Source organism: Bradyrhizobium sp. BTAi1 (assembly GCF_000015165.1).
In the GTDB taxonomy this organism is placed as follows: Bacteria; Pseudomonadota; Alphaproteobacteria; order Rhizobiales; family Xanthobacteraceae; genus Bradyrhizobium; species Bradyrhizobium denitrificans.
In genome coordinates, this window is record NC_009485.1 from 4,550,895 (window position 1) to 4,572,225 (window position 21,331).

12 protein-coding genes are annotated in these 21,331 nt (G+C 64.7%); 11 read left to right on the forward strand and 1 reads right to left on the reverse strand.

What is annotated here, in order from left to right:
- Positions 1-352: 352 nt before the first annotated feature.
- The 8 genes from BBTA_RS41125 (at position 353) to BBTA_RS39035 (ending at position 16,624) form a co-directional block, all read left to right on the forward strand.
- A complete protein-coding gene (locus tag BBTA_RS41125; RefSeq protein WP_012044384.1) occupies positions 353-3,712 on the forward strand; it encodes a hypothetical protein in 3,360 nt (1,119 codons plus the stop codon).
- A 529-nt stretch (positions 3,713-4,241) separates the two neighbouring features.
- A complete protein-coding gene (locus BBTA_RS40820) occupies positions 4,242-6,134 on the forward strand; it encodes a hypothetical protein (RefSeq protein ID WP_012044385.1) in 1,893 nt (630 codons plus the stop codon).
- A 264-nt stretch (positions 6,135-6,398) separates the two neighbouring features.
- On the forward strand, positions 6,399-10,619 hold the full coding sequence (locus BBTA_RS20300) for a sulfotransferase (protein ID WP_012044386.1): 4,221 nt from the start codon (positions 6,399-6,401) through the stop codon (positions 10,617-10,619).
- A 475-nt stretch (positions 10,620-11,094) separates the two neighbouring features.
- Positions 11,095-13,767: a hypothetical protein gene (locus BBTA_RS20305; RefSeq protein ID WP_041750791.1), complete on the forward strand. Its 2,673-nt coding sequence runs from the start codon at positions 11,095-11,097 to the stop codon at positions 13,765-13,767.
- A gap of 171 nt (positions 13,768-13,938) precedes the next feature.
- On the forward strand, positions 13,939-14,532 hold the full coding sequence (locus BBTA_RS20310; RefSeq protein WP_012044388.1) for a formyltransferase family protein: 594 nt from the start codon (positions 13,939-13,941) through the stop codon (positions 14,530-14,532).
- Between the two features lie 411 nt (positions 14,533-14,943).
- Complete coding sequence (locus BBTA_RS20315) at positions 14,944-15,294, forward strand: hypothetical protein (protein WP_012044389.1); 351 nt, start codon at positions 14,944-14,946, stop codon at positions 15,292-15,294.
- The gene (locus BBTA_RS20320; protein WP_041750792.1) at positions 15,239-15,781 is read left to right on the forward strand and encodes a hypothetical protein; all 543 of its coding nucleotides are present in this window, start codon (positions 15,239-15,241) and stop codon (positions 15,779-15,781) included. The genes BBTA_RS20315 and BBTA_RS20320 overlap by 56 nt, the downstream gene beginning before the upstream one ends.
- 70 nt (positions 15,782-15,851) lie before the next feature.
- Positions 15,852-16,624, forward strand: a protein-coding gene (locus tag BBTA_RS39035) for an IS5 family transposase (RefSeq protein WP_148221378.1) whose coding sequence is annotated in 2 segments (ribosomal slippage) — positions 15,852-16,185 and positions 16,185-16,624 — 774 coding nt in all. Because the reading frame shifts where the segments join, the coding sequence is not laid out codon by codon here.
- A gap of 55 nt (positions 16,625-16,679) precedes the next feature.
- Here the strand turns inward: BBTA_RS39035 and BBTA_RS20335 are convergent.
- On the reverse strand, positions 16,680-16,907 hold the full coding sequence (locus BBTA_RS20335) for a hypothetical protein (RefSeq protein WP_012044391.1): 228 nt from the start codon (positions 16,905-16,907) through the stop codon (positions 16,680-16,682).
- 212 nt (positions 16,908-17,119) lie between these two features.
- On the opposite strand from BBTA_RS20335, the gene BBTA_RS20340 reads away from it, so the two are divergent.
- The 3 genes from BBTA_RS20340 (at position 17,120) to BBTA_RS20350 (ending at position 21,291) form a co-directional block, all read left to right on the forward strand.
- The gene (locus BBTA_RS20340; protein WP_012044392.1) at positions 17,120-18,010 is read left to right on the forward strand and encodes a DMT family transporter; all 891 of its coding nucleotides are present in this window, start codon (positions 17,120-17,122) and stop codon (positions 18,008-18,010) included.
- Between the two features lie 210 nt (positions 18,011-18,220).
- Positions 18,221-19,681, forward strand: a complete 1,461-nt coding sequence (locus BBTA_RS20345; RefSeq protein ID WP_012044393.1) for a caspase family protein — start codon at positions 18,221-18,223, stop codon at positions 19,679-19,681.
- A gap of 176 nt (positions 19,682-19,857) precedes the next feature.
- On the forward strand, positions 19,858-21,291 hold the full coding sequence (locus tag BBTA_RS20350; RefSeq protein WP_012044394.1) for a caspase family protein: 1,434 nt from the start codon (positions 19,858-19,860) through the stop codon (positions 21,289-21,291).
- The last annotated feature ends 40 nt before the right edge of the window (positions 21,292-21,331 follow it).

Below are 21,331 nucleotides of genomic sequence, written 5' to 3' on the forward strand. Positions count from 1 at the left end.
GCATGCACGCCGCTGAACGCCCGGCAAGATGCGGGCAGCATCTTGACGAGAAGATGTAATTCGCGTCAGATCGCCGTAGCCCGCTTTTGAGCTTGCCAGTCGAAATCAAGCACTTGGCAAACCACCGGGGCAAGCGGTCACGAACCCGCGATGCCCGAACAACAACACAATCGCGGACTCTCCCACGCTTCTTTTGGCCTGATTGCTGCGACCAAATAGCACAGTGCGACAAACTGGCGCATGCCCGGCGCGAGCGCGATCGACGCTGGACATGGCTCGAGCTGACAACGCTTCGGCGCTGGGCAGTCACGCACGGGGCCCACCGGGCGGATGAATTTGGGGAGAGTGATTTATGGCGAATAACACCTTCAACCCGACGGCTCTGGCCAACGGAACGTCGAACCTGCTGGTGCGGGCGTCGGCGCTCAACCTGTCGACAGACCTGGTCCAGGCGGGCGTGGTGTTCAACGATGCGGTCCGCGCCTCGCTCGGCCTCTTCACGCAGGCCGGCAGCGGCAACTCGAACCCGTTCCTCGGCAGCTACACGACCGATCTGCACGCCGTTCAGAACGATATTGCGGCGATGCTGGCCAATCCCGGACAGGTCACCCTCGGTGGCCAGACCTTCACGCTGAACGCCACCGACACCGCTGTCCTCACCAATGTGCAGGCGCAGATCACGACGCTGCTCGCAGCTGCACCGCAGACCGCGAACGCCGCAACGATCACGGCCGCCGACCAGACGGTACATGCGGTCCAGCAGGAGATCCTGCAGGAGATCAACGGTGATGCGCATCTTTCCGGCGCCCTCAACAAGGTCGCCTTCCTCGCCAACACTGGCGGCCAGGATGTCGCCTTCCAGAACACGCCGGCTGGCGCCGACGATGCGGCGAGTCTGGCGGCCGCGACCGCGGGCAACACCCTCAAGGACGTCGGAGTCGTCTTCAACAAGGTCGTCGATCTCGCCTCCGGCGGCATCAGCACCGCGAATCTGCAGGAGGTGACGACCGACCTCACCGCGATCTCGCAGGGCCTGACCAACATCCTCAACAACAAGACCCAGCTGGCACAGATCGAGAAGGGCGAGACCGCGAATGCCGCAGCTCTGACGACGATCCATCTGCAAACGGTGCTGGGACAGGTCAATCTCGAGCTGAATCAGTATGCCAAAGCCGAGACCACCGGCAACCAGGCCGCGCTCCGAGGCACGGCTGACAATCTTCTTGATAGTATCGACATCATTCAGAACGATGCCAATCTGAACATGGCCGCGGGCGGAAACGGCAAGCCCGGTCACGCCGGCGGTTTCGCGGAAGATCCGGGCGGGCTGACCGGCACCGTGACCAAGTTCCAGGACAACCAGGCGCAGACGAATTTCTGGGCCGCCTTCCTGGCCGAGGGCAACACCATCAACGCGACGCTGCAGAAGATCGCAACCGGCGGCGCGCAGGCCAGCGCCGCACTGGTCACTCAGATCCAGAACTATCAGGCATTCGGCGCCAATTTCGATGCGGCCCAAGGCAATGTCTTCCGTGGCCGGTTCGACAATGAGCTTCTGAGCGGCACGCTGGAAGCCGATACGGCCGCTGCGGTAAAGGGCCTGCAGGGCATTCTGAACGGCGACACCGGCGCCGCGCTGGCGGCCGACAAGGCGATGCTCGCAGCCGCCGGACAGGGCTTCGCGGCGGACGCGATGGACGTGTCCGGCAACAACATCGCCATTGGCGGCGCGACCTATGTCGGCTCAGCCACGACGGTGTCGACAGCGACCTCCGTGCACGGCCTGGCCCAGGGCACCATCCCCGTCACCGCGACCCCGAACCTCGCCAACGGCACCGGCGGCTCGTCCACCACGCCGCCGAGCACTGGCGGCGGCGGTGCTGGTGGAGGAACCGGCACGGGCGGGATGCACACCACGCCAGTGAATTTCGATCCGGCCGCGCTGGCCAATGGCACATCCAACCTGCTGACACGGGCCACCGCGATCCAGCACTCGACGGATCTGGTCCAGGCGGGCGTCGTCTTCAACGATGCGGTGCGCGCATCGCTCGGTCTGTTCAGCCTCGCCAACAGCGGCAACTCGCCGGCCTTCCTGACGAGCTATCAGGCTGACATCACCGCGGTGCAGACCGACATCGCCGCGATGCTGGCCAATCCAGGCCAGGTGACTCTCGGCGGCAAGACATTCGCCTTGAACGCCACCGACACCGCTGTCCTCACCAATGTCGAGGGCCAGCTCGGGACGCTGCTCCAGGCCGCCGGACAGTTCGCGAACGCCAACACGCAAGCAGCCGCCAGCCAGACGATCCACGCGCTGCAGCAGGAGATCCTGCAGGAGATCCACAACGACGCGCATCTTACGAACGCGCTCGACAACGTTCCATTCCTGGCCAATACGGGAGGAATGGACGTGGCGTTCCAGACGTCCCCCGCCGGTGCGGATGACCCCATGAGCCTTGCTGCGGCCACCGCGGGCAACAGCCTGAAGGATGTCGGCCTGGTGTTCAACAAGGCCGTCGAGCTCGCCTCCGGCGGAGTCAACGCCGGCAATCTCGCCGAGATCAACACCGATCTGACGGCGGTGTCGCAAGGGCTGACCGCCATCCTCAATAACAAGACGCAGCTTGCGCAGATCGAAACCGGCGAGACCGCAAACGCGGCCGCGTTGACCACGATCCATCTGCAGACCGTGCTCGGACAGGTCAACCTTCAGCTCAACAAATATGATGCGGCCGCCGCCACCGGCAACCAGGCCGCGCTGCGTGGCACGGCCGACAATCTGCTCGACAGTATCGACATCATTCAGAACGACGCCAATCTGAACAAGGCGGCCGGCGGCAATGGCCAAGCGGGTCATGCCGGCGGCTTTGCCGAGGATCCGGGCGGCCTGACCGGCACCGTGACCAAGTTCCAGGACAATCAGGCACAGACCAATTTCTGGGCTGCCTTCCTGGCCGAGGGCAATACCATCAATGCGACCTTGCAGAAGATCGCCACCGGCGCAGCACAAGCCAGCGCCGCGCTGATCACCCAGATCCAGAACTATCAGCAGTTCGGCGCCAATTTCGATGCCGCCCAAGGTGCGGTGTTCCAGGGCCGCTTCGACAACGAGCTCCTGAGCGGCACGCTGGAGGCCGATACGGCCGCCGCCGTGAAGGGCCTGCAGGGCATCCTCAACGGCGACACCGGCGCGGCACTGGCAGCGGACAAGGCGATGATCGCCGCGGCCGGACAGGGTTTTGCCGCCGACGCCATGGACGTCTCGGGCAACAACATCCCGGTCAATGGCGGCACCTATGTCGGCACGGCGACCACCATCTCAGCAGCGACGTCCATCAAGGGCACCGCTCACGGCACCATTCCGGTCACCGCCACACCGAACCTCGCCAACGGCACCGGCGGCACGGCGGCGGCAGGAACGACCAACGCGGGCGGGGCGGCTGCCGGAGCTGCGGGCGCGGCCGGCGGAACGACAGCGAATGGCGGCGCAGCGGCTGGCGGAACCAGCAATGCCGGCGGCACCGCCAACAATGGCGGAGGCACAGCTAACAATGGCGGGACGTCAACCGGCGGACAGACTGCCAACAATGGCAGCAACAATGCACACCACAGCGATCACCATCACGATCACAGCTCACACGTGACTGCCCAGAGTGCGATGACCGGCCCTGACCTGTCGCATCATCACGCGATGCATCACATGTGGGCGTGAGGTGTGTGACCGAGCGGCGGAGCAGTCACCTGAGCTGCTCCGCTCGCCATGATCACGCCGCGGAAGCGCCGGTGCGAGCCCAGCCGAGCCCCGCTCGGCTGCCGCTTGCGCCACCGCCGAAACCAGGATCTTCCAGCGGACCGAGTCGAGGGACGTTGGAACGGTTCCAAGGAGAGGCCGAGGAACCATCGCCAGATCAGGGCAACTTCTTGTCGATAACGTGCATCGGTCCATCGATTACAACGCATTGTTGCAGAGGGGCCACGACTAAAATCAACGAGTTAGAACATTACCAAGGGCTGACGTGGCTTGCGGGCGACAGCGCGCCTGTGCCCGAACAACATCATATTTGAGGACCCTGCACCGCTTCTTTTGGCCCCATTGGAGCAAATAATTCCCAAGTGCTCTGTGGCTGCGACAAATCGCCCGCTCCGGAAGGAGTGAGTGAGACGTCGCATCCCGATCAACGCCCGCGTGCTGCCGAGACGCCAAGCAGCAGACGCCGGGTTGAAACTTGGGGAGATGATCAATGGCAGCCAATACCTTCAACCCGACGGCGCTGGCGAATGGCACGTCCAATCTGCTGAACCGCGCCGACGCGCTCAACTTGTCCACCGACCTCGTTCAGGCCGGCGTCGTCTTCAATGACGCGGTTCGCATCTCGACCGGCCTGTTCTCGACGCCGCAGAACAGCGGCAACTCCAATCCCTTCCTCACCAGCTACACGACCGATCTGCATGCCGTGCAGAACGACATCGCCGCTATGCTCGCCAATCCCGGCCAGGTGACGCTCGGCGGCAAGGCGTTCACGCTCAATGCGACCGACACGGCGGTGCTGACGCAGGTGCAGAGCGAGATCACAACGCTGATCAACGCGGCGCCCAACACGACCAATCCCAACACGCTGGCCGAGGCCGACCAGACCATCCACAACGTGCAGCAGATGATCCTGCAGCAGATCCAGGGCGATGCCCATCTGTCCTCGGCTCTGACGAACTTCACCTTCCTGGCCAACACAGGCGCGCAGGACGTCGCCTTCCAGTCTCTCCCGGCCGGCAATGACGGCGCCGCCAATCTCGCCAAGGCCACCGCCGGCGATCTCGTCGCCATCGGCCAAGTCTATAACGCAGTGGCCGACCTCGCGCTCGGTGGCATCAGCGCCAACAATCTGGGACAAGTCACGGCCGACTTCACCGCTGTGCAGCAGGGCTTGCAGGCGATCCTCAACGACCCCGCCAAGCTGGCGGCGCTGGAAGCCGGTCTGACCGCAGTCGATGCTCAGACGACGACCCTGCATCTGCAGACCTTGGTCGGCCAGATCGGTCTGCAGTTGAACAAATATGATAGCCCGGAAACACAGGCCAATCCGACCGCGCTCCGCGGCACCGCAGACAACATTCTGGATATGATCGACGTGTTCCAGAACGACGCGACCCTGAACAAGGCCGCCGGCGGCACCGGCATGCCGGGCCATGGCGGCGGCTTTTCCGAAATGCCGGGAGGCCTCACCGGAACGGTCACCAAGTTCCAGGACAACCAGGTGCAGACTAACTTCTGGGCTTCGTTCTTGGCGGAAGCCAACACGCTCGGCGCCAAGCTGAACGCTGTGGCAAACGGGACCGCGAACGCGACACAGGACATCATCACCCAGATCGCGAACTACCAGAACTTCGGCGTCAAGTTCGATCAGGCGCAGGGTGCCGTATTCCAAGGCCGTTTCGACAATGAGCTCGTCGCAGGAGCGCTGCAGGCGGACTCCGCGATGGCGACCAAGGCCCTCATGGGCATCATGAACGGCGACACCGGTGCCGCCCTGGCGACGGATCAGGCAATGTTGAAGGCTGCGGCGGCGAACTTCATCGGCAATGCCGGCGACATCTCCGGAAACAACATCGCGGTCGGCGGATCAGCCTACGTCAACTCGGTCACGAGCTTCATCACGGCCACAGCCGTCAACGGCATCGCTATGGGCACGGGTGCGCCGGCCGGCGCCAACCCGAACATCGCCAACGGTACCGGCGGCACACCGGCGAGCACGACCACCCCCGGTGGCGGCGGCATGGCCGGCGGAGGTGGCGCTGCCGGCGGAGGCACCGCCAGCGGAGGTAACGCGGGCGGAGGCACGACTGGCGGCGGCACAGCCGGTGGCGGAGCGACCGACGGCGGCAACGCTGGTGGCAACGCCGGCGGCGGTAATGCCGGTGGAGGTAACGCCGGTGGGGGCAACGCGGGCGGCGGCGCCAATGGCGGCGGCACCACAGGCGGCAACAACCAGACCACGACGACCCATCACTGCCATAGCCACCACAGCCATCACAGCCAAGACCACCATGCCGCAGCGGCGGCCGCCAACACGGCTGCAGCGGCCGCGACGGGCCCCGACATGTCGCATCACCACGCCATGCATCACATGTGGGGCTGACCCCGCCTTCGAACGACGTATCGATCTCGACCGGCGCAGACCCGAGGTCTGCGCCGGCTTCATTGCGTCAGGACGCAGCACGGGAGCGAACGTTTAGGTACGCGAGACGCGGCCCTCTCCGTGGACAGCACGACGAGGGGGCGTAGCGGGCAAACAGACTCGAACGCTTCTACACCATCGATTCATCGCTGCCCTGCTCGGGCCTCTGTTTCGCTTCAATCCGCCTGGAAAACGGCCTTCGTCGCATCCCAGCAAGTTGAGATCATGAACGAGCCCGCCTTCGCCTTACGTCCTCGGAGTATCAACGCCTCGACCGGTCCCGTCGCGCCTTCGGCGACGGCGATCGATGAACGTGCTTTGCGGATCACCGAACAGGCCTACCGAAAAGTGCTGGCGCTCCAACCGCACCATTTCCGCACCTTGTGCGGCCTCGCCATGGTGCGGCTGCAGTTGGGCGACGTCCACGAAGCGCGCACCCTGCTCGATCAGGCAGCGCGCGAGGCCGGCGACTCCGCGGAATTTCATCTGATGCTCGGCAAGGCCTTCGCTGGCCTGGGCGACCTGGCGACCTCGAGCGTCCATTTCCAGCGCGCCGTGGCGCTCGACGACACGCTGATCCAGGCCCGGATCCTGCTGGGCAGCGCATTCACCAACCTCGGAGATCCGGCAGGCGCAGTCCGGCACCTTGAGCTTGCGCTCGCGGCCGACGCAGATGATGCCGACGCCCATCAGACCCTTGGCTTCGCGCTGCAGCGCCTCGGACAATTCGAGCGCGCGATGTCGCATCACGAGGCGGCACTCGCGGCCCGGCCGCAATTCGCCGCCGCCGCTGCGAGTCTCGGAGACGCCTGCCGCCAGCTCGGCCGGCATGCCGAAGCCATCGCCCATTACGAGCGCGCTCTCACGCTCCAGCCCAATGCCCCAGCCGTCCTGCTCAATATCGGCGGCTGCCAGCAGGCCATCGGCCAGACCGAGGCCGCGGTCCGCACCTATCAACGCGCCCTCGTCCTGAGCCCGCATCTCGCCGAGGCGCACTACAACCTCGGCAACCTTCATCTGGAGATGAACAGCTGGCCGATCGCAGTCTTCCACTACGAGCGCGCGATCGCCGAACGGCCGGATTTTCCGGAGGCCCACAATAATCTCGCCAATGCGCTGCAGTCACGCGGCCGGCATGAGGAGGCGCTGGCGCATTATGACGAGGCGCTGCGCCGCAGGCCGAGCTACGCAATCGCGCACCGCAACCGCGCTGATACTCTGCGCAACATGAAGCGGTTCGACGAGGCCATCGCCGGTTATCACGACGCCCTCGCCCTCGAACCCGCCGATACGACGACCTTGAATCATCTCGCCGGCGTGCTGATGATCGTCGGCCGGCTCGACGAGGCCGAACAGGCCTACCGATCGGCGCTGGCGATCAATCCCCGCAACATCGGCGTCCATCTCAATTACGGCGTCGTCAAGCCGTTCACGGTCGATGATTCGCGTTGGCCGGCGCTGCAGGATCTGGCGGCGAGCGTAGAGACGCTGAGCGACGACGCACGCATCACGCTGCACTTCACGCTTGGCCGCGCCTATGCCGACGTCAAGGACGGCGAAAAGTCATTGCGGCACCTTCAGGCCGGCAATGCGCTCGAGCGACGCCGCATCAGCTATGACGAGAACCAGACGCTGCGTCAGATGGAGCGCATCCGCGACGTGTTCTCCCGGGACATGCTGCAGGCGCGCGCCAATCATGGTGACCCGTCGACCGCCCCCGTGTTCGTGATCGGCATGCCGCGCTCCGGCACCAGCCTCATCGAGCAGATCCTCTCGAGTCACCCGGCGGCTTACGGGGCCGGTGAGGTGAACTACTTCGCGGCCGCGACCGGGCTGTTCACCGATCGTGCACGCAGCGACTATCCGGACATGCTGGCCAAGCTCGCAGATGCCGATCTTGGCTCGATCGCCGAGGCCTATCTCGCGCGCTTTACCGATCTGCCCGCAGGTGTGACCCGCATCGTCGACAAAATGCCCTCGAACTTCCTGTTTGCGGGCCTGATCTATCTTGCGCTGCCCAACGCGCGCATCATCCACGTCCGACGCAATCCGATCGACACCTGCCTGTCCTGCTTTTCCCAGCTGTTTTCGGAGCCGCAGCCCTTTTCCTACGATCTGGCCGAGCTCGGCCGCTACTACCGTGCCTATGAGGCGCTGATGGAGCACTGGCGCGCGATCCTGCCGGACGGCGTGATGCTCGATGTGGCCTACGAGGACGTGGTGCGCGATTTCGAGCCCCACGCGCGCAAGATCGTCGCCCATGCCGGCCTCGACTGGGATGAACGCTGCCGTTCGTTCCACGAGACCAAGCGGCCGGTCAACACTGCGAGCCTGGTCCAGGTGCGCAAGCCGCTGTTCACCGGATCGGTCGGCCGCTGGCGGCTGTATGGCGACCGGCTCAAGCCGTTGCTCGACGCGCTGGGTCCAGCCGAGGTGCAGGCGCCCGTCGCCGACGCCATCTCCGGCTCGATGCAGCCGTCGCCGACGAACCTCGCGCCGCCGGTGGCCACACCGATCGGCGACACCCCGCTTTTCGATGCCGACCAACTCGGAGCTTTGCAGACGCTGGCGGACGGCGCGGTGGCGGTGGCCAGGAAGCTCCAGGGGCGCGGCGACAACAATGATGCGGAAGCGATCTTCCGGCTGATCCTCGCCGGCCAGCCACGCCAGTTCGACGCGCTGGTCGGGCTCGGCATGATCTGCAGCGGCAGCAGCCGGCTCGACGAGGCGAAGGATTGCTTCCAGCGGGCGGTCGCCGTCAACGCGAAATCCGCCGAGGCCCATGGCAGCATCGGCGCGGTCGAGGCTTCGGCCGGACGTTACGATGCGGCCGTCGGCCATTACGAGACTGCGCTCTCTCTGTCCCCGAACCATCCCGGCATTCTCTACGCCTTCGCGATGGTGCGCCAGAACCAGGGGATGAGCGAGGAGGCGATGGTGCTGCTGCGGCGCGCCATCGAGAACAAGCCGCAGCATCTCGACGCCCATTTTGCCCTGGGCAACCTGCTCTACACGGCCGGCAAGGATATTGAAGCGGCGAAGTGCTACCTCAAGGTTCTCGAGTTCAGCCCGGAGCACGCCGAAACGCACAACAACATTGCCAATGTGCTATTGCGCCAGGGCCATCGCGAGCGCGCCATCGAGCATTACAAGCGGGCGATCGCGAGCCGCCCCGACTATGGCGATGCCTATGGCAATCTCGGCAATGCCTATCTCGAGCTCAATCGCCTCGAAGAAGCGATCGAGCAGAACCTGCTCGCGCTCAAGCTGAAGCCGGAGCGGTTCGGCTCATACAACAATCTGGGCGTGGCCTATCAGGCGCTCGGCCGCTTCGAGGAGGCGACCGCAGCGTTCGAGAAGGCGCTGGAGCTGGCGCCGGACGATGCGCCGATCCACCTCAACCTCGCCAACATGGCGAAGTTCAAGCCGGACGATCGGCGGCTGCCTGGACTGCGGGCGTTGGTCGAACGTGCTGATCAGCTCGATCAGGAAAAGCAGATCGCCGCTCATTTCGCGCTCGGCAAAGCGTTGTCCGATCTCAAGGACTACGATGCTGCGTTCGCGCATCTACGCCAGGCGAACACGCTCAAGCGCCAGAGCTTCGACTACGATTCGGAGCAGCGTCTTGCGATGATGAAGAATGTGGCCAGCCGCTTCACGCCGGAATTCTTCCGTTCGGTGGTCGGACATGGCGACGAGTCCTGGGCGCCGATCTTCATCGTCGGCATGCCGCGCTCCGGCACGACCCTCATGGAACAGGTGCTATCGAGCCATTCGAAGGTATTCGGGGCCGGCGAGCTCGAGACGTTCAAGGAGCTCGTGGGCGAATGCGCCAACCGTCAGAGGGTGCCCCCTGCCTTTCCCGACCTGATCGCGCTGCTGCCGCCGGAGGAGATGACCGCGCTCGGCCGGGAATATACGGCCCGCGTGCGCGTCCTGGCCCCCGAGGCCGAGCGTATTGTCGACAAGATGCCGCTCAACTTCCTGTTTGTCGGACTGATCCATGCCGCCTTCCCTCGCGCCAGAATCATCAACACCCGGCGTGATCCGCTGGACAATTGCGTCTCCTGCTACTCGCTGCTGTTCACAGGAGCGCAGCCTTTCGCCTATGACCTGACCGAGCTCGGCCATTACTACAGGGGCTATGAGCGCGTGATGGAGCACTGGCACGCCGTGCTGCCGCCCGGTGTCCTGATGGACGTCCAATATGAGGATCTGGTCGATGATCTCGAGGGCGTCTCGCGCCGCGTGCTCGCCCATTGCGACCTTGACTGGGAAGAAGCGTGCCTCGACTTCCACCGGACCGAGCGCATGGTGCGGACGGCCAGCCTGATGCAGGTGCGCGAACCACTCTACCGCCGCTCGATCGGCAGCTGGCGCCGTTATGAGAAGCATCTCGGGCCGCTCTACGAGGCGCTCGGCATCGCGTCTCCGCCGCCAGCCTAGCGAGGGAGAACGCCGCAATAACCGGGTGCTCTGGCCCAGGGATCGGTGACAGGCGAGGCACCCGGCTATCCGGCCGCGCGGCGGAGCGGCACAAACATAGTGCTCCAATCCCTTTAAAAATTTATCCTCATTATTTCGAAATGCTGTCAGTTGAACTACGCACCAGCGCGCTTTTCATAATCTACCTCCAGTTGAACATCCGTTGACGCAAACTACTCGCGCTTAGCGTGTCCGGTGATCGGTCAAGAATGGACCGCCCCTCTCTCAAGCGCCCGCGTGAGGCCACGTTTCGCCGCCAGCAGGCGATGCTGTGCTGCAGCATGCGGGCGCGACCGCGCGAGCCGACTTGGCAAACCATCCAACCGCAACTATAGATATTCGTTGAGATTTCTTTCCTCATTCAATTGTGTTTCCGGTCGAATTTCGAACGTTGCGCGACGGCCCGAGGGTGGCGCGATGCGTGGAAAGGATTGCGATGACGCGCTGGGGCGAGCTCCTGGAGGCGGCCAATCGAAGCCGGCCCCATCTCTTCGCCAATTCGCCCCTGCCCTCGCGCGCCGCAGCTGCGCCGGACCCGACTGACGAAGACCGGACTGCGGCGGGCCGCCTGCATATTCAGCTGGTTTCTCGCATCGCGACCCAGGCCTTGCCCTATGTGGATGGCGAGGAGGTCGCGGCGCTCACGAGCGTCTATCAGCTGTTCAAGGAGGCCCGGACCATCTTCGACGAGCACCCGCAATGCGGGCTGCTGAACGACCTCGTCTGGCACGTTCTCAATGTCCATGTCCGGCCCTTCACCGCCAAATGGCACCGCCTGAGCGAGCGCGGTGCGCTCGAGGCGCTGGATGCGACCGACACATTCCGGGACGAGTTGGCCCGATTGCAGCCGATCCTGCGGCGTATGGACGCGCTGCTCGTCGCCATCCGCGACGGCGCGCCGTTTGCCGAGCCCGGCATCGACGGCGCCATGGATCATAACAAATCGATCGCGGAGGAGATGAACGCATCACTCCCTTGGGGGATCGACGAAAAGTTCGGCGGCCTGCCGCCCCGGGTCGCGGCCGGCATCAACAGCGCCGAGCGCGCCGCCATTGCGCATCGCCGCACGCTTTATGCGGCGCGGCTTGCCGCGCAGGGACGGACAGCGCCCGAGCAGGATTGGACGGAACGGCCCCATGCCGCAGCCCTTGCCATTTCCGGCGGTGGCATCCGCTCGGCGACCTTTGCGCTCGGGGTCCTGGTCGCCCTCGCCCGGCGCAATCTGCTGTTTCAGTTCGATTATCTCTCCACGGTCTCGGGCGGCGGCTATATCGGCGCGTTCATGACGACCTTCCTGAGCAGCCAATTTCTGAGCAGCGAAACCACAGCCGGGCCACCGCTCGGCCTGCTGCGCGACGACCTGCCGTTTCAGCGCGAGGATGGCGAGGCGGCCGCGTTGCGACATGTCCGCCATCATAGCAAGTACCTCGCCACCGGCAGCGGCGTCGAACGGCTGCAGATCGCGTTCGCGCAGGTCTATGGCATGGTGATGAACGGGCTCGGCGTTATCTACCTCGCGGCCATCGCCGCTGTTGTCGAGTATATGCTGCGGCTTGCTCTGCCGCCGGCCGCGTTCTGGCCCACGCCCGTATTGATCGCGGGCGCTGCGCTTCTGCTCACCCCGTTCGTGCTGCCCCTGCTGTGGCGGCGCCCGGCTCATCGCAGCATGGCCGACCGGCTGCTGCTCGTCCTCTGCCTGATCCTGATTGTCCTGCTGGCGTGGCATGGGCTCGGCTGGCTTCACCACAACCTCAGATGGCACCCGCTCTATCTGTTGATCCCGCTCGCACCGCTGCTTGCTTCCGCGATGCTCGCGCTGTCCGGCCGCATGGCGGCTCCGCTTCGCATCCTGTTGTACATTGTGTCGTGGGTCGCGCTGCCGCTGGTCGTCGTCGGAGCGGAGCTCATCATCTATGATCAGCTCGATGGCAACACCGTGTTGCCGGTGCTTGGAGCAACCAGCAACATCTTCATCGCCGGCGTCCTGGTCGCGATCGGCTTCTGGCTGTTCTGCGACCTGTTCGACATCAACTTCACCGCGCCGCACCGCCACTACAAGAAGAAGCTCGCCGAGGCCTATCTCGTGCAGCCCGATCCCGCCGACCCGCTCGGTCCTCTCAGGCAGAACGTGTCGGTCCCGCTCTCGAGCTGCAACGAAGCCGGGCGCGGCCCGTATCATCTGATCAACTGCGCGCTGAACGTGCCCGCCTCCAAGGCGTCCCGCATGCAGGGACGGTTGACGGATTTCTTCCTGTTCAGCAGGGACTTTTGCGGCAGCCCCCTCACCGGCCACCAACCGACCGACGCGTGGGAACGTCTCAATACCGATCTCGACATTGGGACGGCGATGGCGATCTCCGGCGCGGCCGCGGCGCCGCAGATGGGCACTGGCACGATCAAGTCGCTCAGCTTCTGGCTGGCGCTGTTCAACATCCGGCTCGGCCATTGGATCAGGAATCCCGGCCACGCACGTGCCGCCGAGGTGGGTCCGCCCGGCCTGTCCTACCTGCTGCAGGAGGTCTTAGGCCAGGCCGACGAGACCAGGCCCTTCCTCAACGTCTCCGATGGCGGCCACATCGAGAATCTCGGCGTGTACGAGCTGCTGCGCCGGCGCTGCAAATATATCGTCGCGATCGACGGCGAGCAGGACGCGCAGATGACGTTTCACGGCCTGACGACCCTGCAGCGGCTGGCCGCGATCGACCTCGGTGTCACCATCGAGATCGGGCTGGATGCGCTGCGGCTGAGCAAGACGAGCGGACTCAGCCACTCGCATTTCGCCTTCTGCCGCATCCGTTATCCGAACGCCGAACGCGGCGGCAGCGAGAGCTTCGGCTATCTGATCTATCTCAAGCTGTCGCTGACCGGCAATGAAGGCGAGTTCATTCGTCGCTACCGGCTGGACGAGCCGGACTTCCCGCACCACTCCACCGCCAATCAGTTCTTCACCGAGGCCCAGTTCGAGGCCTATCGCAGTCTCGGCGAGCATGTCGGGGACAAGCTGTTCCTGTCTGCGATCGTCGGACCCGGCATGTCGCGCTCCTCCGAGGTCTGGATCGAACCGTGGTTTCACGCCATCGGACAGAACCTGCTGACGCCGCAGCCCTAGACGATGCACGGCCGTCGGCTGGCGGTGCGGCTGCCGGACGCTCCCTGTGACTGTGATGAACGCACCGCAGCCGCTTGACCTGAGGCGCAAGGCTTGGTTTGACCCGAACTCACCCGGACTGCGAAAGCAGCCTGGGTTTTGCCCCGCCCCAACCGTGGAAGATCCCTGGCCATGCGTATCACCCTCGTCGGCTCCCGCCATTTCGGTGTGGCCACACTGAACATGCTGCGTGAGAGAGGCATCGAGATCGCGCGGGTCGTCGTGCATGATGGCGAGGACAGGCTCGCCGCGGCGGCGCGTGCGGCCGGCATCGAGGTTCTCGTTCAGGCCAACCCGAAGGTGGTGCCTGCGAACGAGATCGCCCCGGGGACGGATCTGATCGTCACCGCCCACAGCCATGCCCGCGTGACGCAGGAGGCGGTCCAGGCGGCACCGCTGGGTGGCATCGGCTATCATCCTTCGCTGCTGCCGCGGCATCGCGGCATTGCGGCCGTGGAGTGGACTGTCAAAGAGGGCGATCCGATCGCGGGCGGCACGATCTATCATCTGGCCGAGCGCATGGATGCCGGCGCCATTGCCGCGCAGGATTGGTGCTTTGTGAAGAAGGGCGAAACGGCCCGCGAATTGTGGGAGCGCGCGCTGGCGCCGCTCGGCCTCAAGCTGTTCGGCGACGTCGTCGAATATGCCAAAGCCCATGGCACGATCCCCGCCAAGCCGCAGGACGAGCAGTTCGCGACCAAGGCGCCGAGCCTGACGCCGCACTGAGCAGACGCCGCACTGAGCATCGCGGTCACTGGTGGAAACCGGTTTTCCGAAAAGATCATGCTCAAACAAAGAGGAAAGATCATGATGCGTTTCCGTGGAAACGCATGATGATCTAAAGTGCGGATCGTCGCACCGCATCTTGCGCCACATGATCGCTCTGTTCTGCCGCGCCGGTTGAGCAAGCGGCGGCATTTTCCAGACGGTGCAACGCGATGGCGCCGATGTGCTCGAGTCGCGCACGAGTTCCCAATTTCCCCGCAATGTCGCCGAAATGGCTCAAGGCCGAGTTTTGGATTAACCTTTACCCGTTTGAAAAGACGAGATAATTTTCCATTGCGGCGGCGCGGCAAATTTTCGTCACAATTCTTCCAAATAAGCTAGCCGATCACAGACATTGAGGGACATCGATTCATGCGTCTCGATCGCATTGGAATGGCTTTCGCCGCGTCGATCCTGGCAGGCGCTGCAACCTCTCCTGCTTTTGCCCAATCGCCCTATGACGGACAGTGGCAGGTCACGATCGTCACCAACAGCGGCAGCTGCGAGCCCACGGCCAGCTCGACCCTGATCGTCTCCGACGGTAAGATTTCGGCCGCCGGCGCCAACGTCTCGGGTTCGATCGGGCGCGAGGGCGTGGTCAAGGTCTCGATCAATGGCGCATACGCGAATGGTCAGCTCAGCGGCAATTCCGGCTCCGGCAAATGGAATGGAGCTTCGGCAGGTATCCCGTGCAGCGGGCGCTGGCAGGCGTCCCGCCTCTAAGGCACGCCACGCCCCCTTCTCCAGGCGGCGGCTTTCGACAGCCGCCGTTTTGCTGTGTGCACTCTTTGCCGATGGCCCGGCATGGGCCGATCCGGGCGCCTTCACCGGCCTGGCCGGGACGTGGAGCGGCAGCGGCACGGTGGCGCTCGAGGACGGCTCGACCGAACGCATCCGTTGCCGGGCCAATTACGCGGTCGCGGGTCCGCGCATGGGCCTGGTCCTGACCTGCGCGAGCGACGCCTATAAATTCGGGCTGCAGGCCGATGTGGTCGCCGAGGGCTCGGCGATCTCGGGAAGCTGGAGCGAGACCAGCCGCGGCGTCAGCGGTGTGCTGCAGGGGCGCGGCGGCGGCGGCAACTTCCAGCTCGTCGCGACGACCGCCGGCTTCAACGCCAATATCGCGCTCGCCACCCGCGGCAACAAGCAATCGGTATCAATCCGCGCCGACAGCCAGTTCCGCGCAGCGACGATCTCGCTCTCGCGCTAGGTCCTGTACCCAAACCCCTTGCGGGTGACGGGGCGGAGTGATTCAAGGCTTCCCAAAAGAGGAGGTCCCGATGGCTCGCTTCGACCTTTCAGACACGGAGTGGACAATCATCGCGCCGCTGTTGCCTGGAGCGGAGGGCAAGAAGAACGGCCGGCCGCGGCCGGATGACCGCAAGGTGCTCAACGGCATCTTCTTCGTCTTGCGCACTGGCACGCCGTGGCGCGATCTGCCTGAGCGCTATGGCCCTTACACAACAGCCTACAATCGCTTTAATCGATGGGCCAAGAAGGGCATCTGGCTGCAGATATTTGAGGCCTTGGCAGCGAAGTCTCCACAGTCATTGCAGTTAATCGACTCCTCGATCATCCGCGCTCACCAGCACGCCGCCGGTGGTAAAAAGGGGGCCCGGATAACGCCATCGGCCGTTCTCGTGGAGGACTGAGCACCAAGATAAACGCCATCGTCGATCAGGCCGGCATGCCGGTCCATATTGTGCTGTCGCAGGGCCAGTCCTCGGACAAGACCGTGGCGCCGCCCCTCATCGAAGCGGTCGAGCCGGGGCGCGATCTGGTCGCCGACCGCGGTTACGATGCCCGAGCCCTCATCGATCTGGTCGAAAGCCGTGGCGGGCGCGCTCACATCCCAACCTGCCGCGACCGCAAGGTTCAGCGTTCGGTCGATCCTGCTCTCTATCGACAGCGCAATCTGATCGAACGCTTCTTCAACAAGTTGAAGCATTTCCGCCGCATCGCGACCCGCTACGATAAGAGCGCTCGCAATTTCCTCTCCGCCGTCTTGCTCGCCTCAACCCGCCTCTGGATGCGGTTTGAGTCCACGACCTAGACAATAAAGAGACACGGACGGAAGCGCGTCGCGCTCTGACCGGCGCGGCGCCCGCTCAAGCGCGCTTCACGCCTGGCACCGGACCACCGGCCGGAGCGGGCGCCAATTGCGCCGCGGTCCGTTTGATGGTCTTGGCAATCAGCAGCGCCTGCTCCCGGGTCATGGCGAAGTCCTGCACGCCCTTCTGGGTGGTCAGCGACAGCACCATGAGATGAGGCTCCCGCTCCGGCCAGCCGGTGGCAAAGGCGGTCAGGAAGTCGGCTGAGGCGGCACGTTCGGTCATGTCTGAAGCTCTGCCCTGCTGTTTCGGGGCGGTGGCTTTAGGACGAAACCGGGCCACACTCCACGTTTTTCTCGACGGACAGCTTTGGTCGGGGCTGCGATTCCCTGCAGCCATTGGTGCAGCGCATCGTGGAAAACATTTGCAAGACCGGACCGGGGCGGAGATACAGCCCCTCCGCTCCTCGCCCCGATCCTTTCCAAGACAGCTGCCTGATGCATCGCTCCGCTTCGAAAATGACGGCCGCATTATGGATGGCGGGCTGGCTCGCTCTCATGCTTGTCATGGTGGTCGCAGGGCGCGAGGCCATGCGGGAGCTGAACGTGTTCGAGCTGATGGAGCTCCGCTGTCTCATCGGCCTCGTGCTGCTGTCACCGGTCATCGCGCTGAGCGGCGGCTTTGCCAAGCTCCGCACCGCCAGGCTGACGCTGCATGTGGTGCGCAACCTGATCCATTACGGCGCACAGCTGGGCTGGTTTCTGGCCCTCACATTGATTCCGATTGGCCAGGTCGTGGCCATCGAATTCACGATGCCGATCTGGACAGCGTTGCTGGCAGCGACATTCCTCGGTGAGCGCATCACGTTCTCGAAGCTCATCGCCATCGTGCTCGGCCTGGTCGGTGTGGTCGTGATCGTTCGACCTGACGCCGGCGCCGTGAACCCGGGACAGCTCATCGCGCTCGCCGCCGCCGTGGGCTTCGGCGTTTCGGTCGCCCTGGTCAAAATCCTCACCCGCACCGAACCGACCGCCTCGATCATCTTCTGGATGCTCGCGGTCCAAGCCATGGCGGGGCTTGCCCCCTCGATCGCGATGTGGGCATGGCCGTCGGCGACGGCATGGGGCTGGATCGTCGTGGTCGCGCTTGCCGGGACGTTCTCGCACTTCTGCATGGCGCGAGCGCTGCTCTATGCCGATGCAACCGTGGTCGTGCCGATGGACTTCCTGCGGGTGCCGCTGACGGCCACCGTCGGCTGGCTCGTCTATTCGGAACGGCTCGACGGCTTCACGCTGGTCGGCGCAGCTCTGATCCTGGCCGGAAACCTCCTGAACCTGCGCCCTGCCCCGGCTCGCCCGGTTCCATTGAGCCGCTCAGCGGGGACCTGAGTCCCGGAGCACCCCTCCGAGGCGCTGGCTGCGCTGTGATCCTCGTCACGGAAGACAGCCCCTGCACGTGGTTGGCGTTGGTCCGGCGCAACACTCGCCAAAAAGCTTTGCGGCCAAAGCGAGATTTTTTACATCGGAACAAGACTTTTCGGCCCGCGCAGCGACAAATGCGGAAGTGATCGCTTCGCTAATTCGTTGGGGGATCTCCTGATGCGCTTTCTCACCATCACATTGTCCCTGCTCTGCATGGTGCTGACGGCGGAAGCCGCACGCGCCGACCGTCGCGTCGCCTTCGTGGTCGGCAACGGCGCCTATAAGAGCGTGGCTCAGTTGCCGAACCCGCCGGTCGACGCCAAGGCCATGGCGGCAACCCTGCGCAATGTCGGCTTCGACGTGGTCGAGGGCACCAATCTCACGCGCGACAAGATGACCGAGAAGCTGCTCGACTTCGGCCGCAAGGCGCAGGGGGCCGACATCGCGGTGTTCTATTACGCAGGCCACGGCATTGCGATCGCCGGCACCAACTACCTCCTGCCGGTCGATGCCGACCTGAAATCGGAGATGGACGTCAAGCTGGGCTCGGCGATCAATATCGACGTGACACTCGATCAGACGATGGGCGACGCCAAGGTCAAGCTGGTGTTCCTCGATGCCTGCCGCGACAACCCGTTCGCCGCCAAGATCAAGTCGAACTCACCGACCCGCAGCGTGTCGGTGCAGACCGGCCTCGCCGAGATGAAATCCGGCGAGGGGACGCTGATCGCGTTTGCGACCGGTCCCGGCCAGACCGCACTCGATGGCGATGCCGGCGCCAACAGCCCGTTCACCCGCGCGCTGATCTCGCACATCGCGCAGCCCGGCGTCGAGATCCAGCAGGCGATGACCTCGGTGCGCGCCCAGGTCAATGAAGAGACCAACAAGGGGCAGCTGCCCTGGGGGCATACCAACCTGATCGGCGCGGTGTATCTCAATCCGGCCGCATCCCCCGCCGCAACCACCGCCTCTTCCGGAACCACTCCGGCCGCCGTCGTCGCAAGTCCGGTCGCCGGCGAGGCCGAGCTTGAATTCTGGCGCTCGGTGAAGGATTCCAACAAGCCCGAAGAGCTCAACGCCTATCTCTCGACCTATCCGAACGGGCAGTTCAAGTCACTGGCGATGGCGCGCATCGCGTCGATCGAGAGCGGCGCCATCAATACCGCGACCCGCAACGTCGCCAAGGGTGTCGATCCCGCCACCTTCACGGAAGAAGGCACACAGGTCAGTGAGGATCAGATCGGCCTCGACAAGACCAAGCGGCGTGACATACAGCGTCGCCTCACCGGTTTGGGCTTCGACACCAAGATGACGGGTGTGTTCGATGACGAGACCCGCGCCGTCATGAAGCGCTGGCAGGCGGCCCGTGGCTATCCTGCGACCGGCTTCATGACCAAGCTGCAGCACAAGGCGCTGCTGGCCGAGCCTCAGCCGGCTCCGGCGACGGCCGCGGTCGGCGACGAGGCCAAGCCCCGCCGCGCCAAGCCGGCCGGCAATGTCGCCGCTGGCGCGCCGCCGCCGCAGGCCGCGCCGGTCTATCGCAACCCGCCGCCGCAGGACAACGCCGGCAATGCCGCGGGCGCCGCGTTCATCGGCGGCATGATGGGTGGCGTTCTCGGCAGCGCGCTGCGTCGCTAGTTTCTCCTGCTATCATTCGACAACAGCTGTCAGCCCGTGCCGCAAGGCACGGGCTTTTGCTGCCGACCGACAAGGCAGCCACAACCGCCGATTTGACCTGGGCCAATCACGGCTTTTTGGTGTAGATATGGAGGCGAATTTCAGCCGTCGCCTATGCTTCGCCAAGGAGATTTCAGATGCGGGGGATCAGCCTCATTCCAAGGCTCATTTTGGCGCTGGTCCTGGTTACGCTTGCGATCGACAGCGCATCGGCGGACCGGCGCGTGGCCTTCGTCGTCGGCAATGGCGCTTACAAGAACGTGGCCCAGCTTCCCAATCCGCCGGTTGACGCCAAGGCCATGGCCGTCACCCTGCGCAATGTCGGCTTTGACGTTGTCGAGGGTACCAATCTCAACCGCGAGCAGATGACGGAGAAACTGCTCGATTTCGGCCGCCGCAGCCAGGGCGCCGACGTCGCCGTGTTTTATTACGCCGGTCACGGCATCGCGATTTCCGGCACCAATTATCTGCTGCCGATCGACGCCGACATCAAATCGGAGATGGACGCCAAGCTCGGCGCCGCCATCAATGTCGACGTGACGCTCGATCAGACGCTGGGTGACGCCAAGGTGAAGCTGGTGTTCCTCGACGCCTGCCGGGACAATCCATTCGCGGCCAAGATCCGGTCGAGCGCATCGACGCGCAGCGTCTCGGTGCAGACCGGCCTCGCCGAGATGAAATCCGGCGAAGGCACGCTGATCGCGTTTGCCACGGGTCCGGGGCAGACCGCACTGGACGGCGAAGCCGGCACCAACAGCCCGTTCACCAGGGCTCTGATCGCGCACATCACCCAGCCCGGCCTGGAAATCCAGCAGGCCATGACCCAGGTCCGCGCGCAGGTAAACGAGGAGACCGGCAAGGGCCAGCTGCCATGGGGCCACACCAACCTTATCGGCGCGGTCTATCTGAACCCGGCAGCCGGAGGAGCGCCCGCAGGCCCGAGCGCCGGGACTGTTCCGGCGGCGGTCGCGGCGGTGCAGCCCGCGAACGATGTCGAGCTGGAGTTCTGGCGCTCGGTCAAGGACTCCAACAAGGCCGAGGAGCTGAAGGCCTATCTGACCAACTATCCCAATGGCCAGTTCAGATCGCTGGCGCTGGCGCGGGTGGCTTCGCTCGAGAATGGCCCGTCCACCACGACGCGCAACCTGACCACCGGCGTCGATCCCGCGACCTTCACCGAAGAGGGCACCCAGGTGACGGAGGACCAGATCGGGCTCGACAAGGGGCAGCGCCGCGACGTGCAGCGGCGCCTGACCGGCCTCGGCTTCGACACCAAGGCCAGCGGCAAGTTCGACGAACCGACCCGAGCCGTGCTCAAGCGCTGGCAGGCGGCGCGCGGCTATCCGTCGAGCGGTTATCTGACCAAGCTGCAGCACAAGGCCCTGCTCGCCGAGATCATCCCGGCCTCGGTCACGGCAAGCGCCAGCGAGGATGAGCGCCCGGCCCGCCGGACGCAGCGCAGCAACGGTGGCGGGGGTGGTGGCCATCATCGCGGCGGCGGTCCGGACGCCGGCGCAGCCTTCATCGGCGGAATGATGGGCGGCATTCTCGGCGGCGCCTTCCGTCGCTGATCTCGGCAACCGCGCGGCTGCAGGCGGCCGAAGACGCGTT

Bases quoted from the DNA above. Each gene is read 5' to 3' on its own strand.
- BBTA_RS20335 (WP_012044391.1), bottom strand. From the start codon at position 16,907: ATGACCGAACGTGCCGCCTCAGCCGACTTCCTGACCGCCTTTGCCACC.
- BBTA_RS20340 (WP_012044392.1), top strand. From the start codon at position 17,120: ATGCATCGCTCCGCTTCGAAAATGACGGCCGCATTATGGATGGCGGGC.
- BBTA_RS20310 (WP_012044388.1), top strand. From the start codon at position 13,939: ATGCGTATCACCCTCGTCGGCTCCCGCCATTTCGGTGTGGCCACACTG.
- BBTA_RS20315 (WP_012044389.1), top strand. From the start codon at position 14,944: ATGCGTCTCGATCGCATTGGAATGGCTTTCGCCGCGTCGATCCTGGCA.
- BBTA_RS20345 (WP_012044393.1), top strand. From the start codon at position 18,221: ATGCGCTTTCTCACCATCACATTGTCCCTGCTCTGCATGGTGCTGACG.
- BBTA_RS40820 (WP_012044385.1), top strand. From the start codon at position 4,242: ATGGCAGCCAATACCTTCAACCCGACGGCGCTGGCGAATGGCACGTCC.
- BBTA_RS20350 (WP_012044394.1), top strand. From the start codon at position 19,858: ATGCGGGGGATCAGCCTCATTCCAAGGCTCATTTTGGCGCTGGTCCTG.
- BBTA_RS20305 (WP_041750791.1), top strand. From the start codon at position 11,095: ATGACGCGCTGGGGCGAGCTCCTGGAGGCGGCCAATCGAAGCCGGCCC.
- BBTA_RS41125 (WP_012044384.1), top strand. From the start codon at position 353: ATGGCGAATAACACCTTCAACCCGACGGCTCTGGCCAACGGAACGTCG.
- BBTA_RS20320 (WP_041750792.1), top strand. From the start codon at position 15,239: ATGGAGCTTCGGCAGGTATCCCGTGCAGCGGGCGCTGGCAGGCGTCCC.
- BBTA_RS20300 (WP_012044386.1), top strand. From the start codon at position 6,399: ATGAACGAGCCCGCCTTCGCCTTACGTCCTCGGAGTATCAACGCCTCG.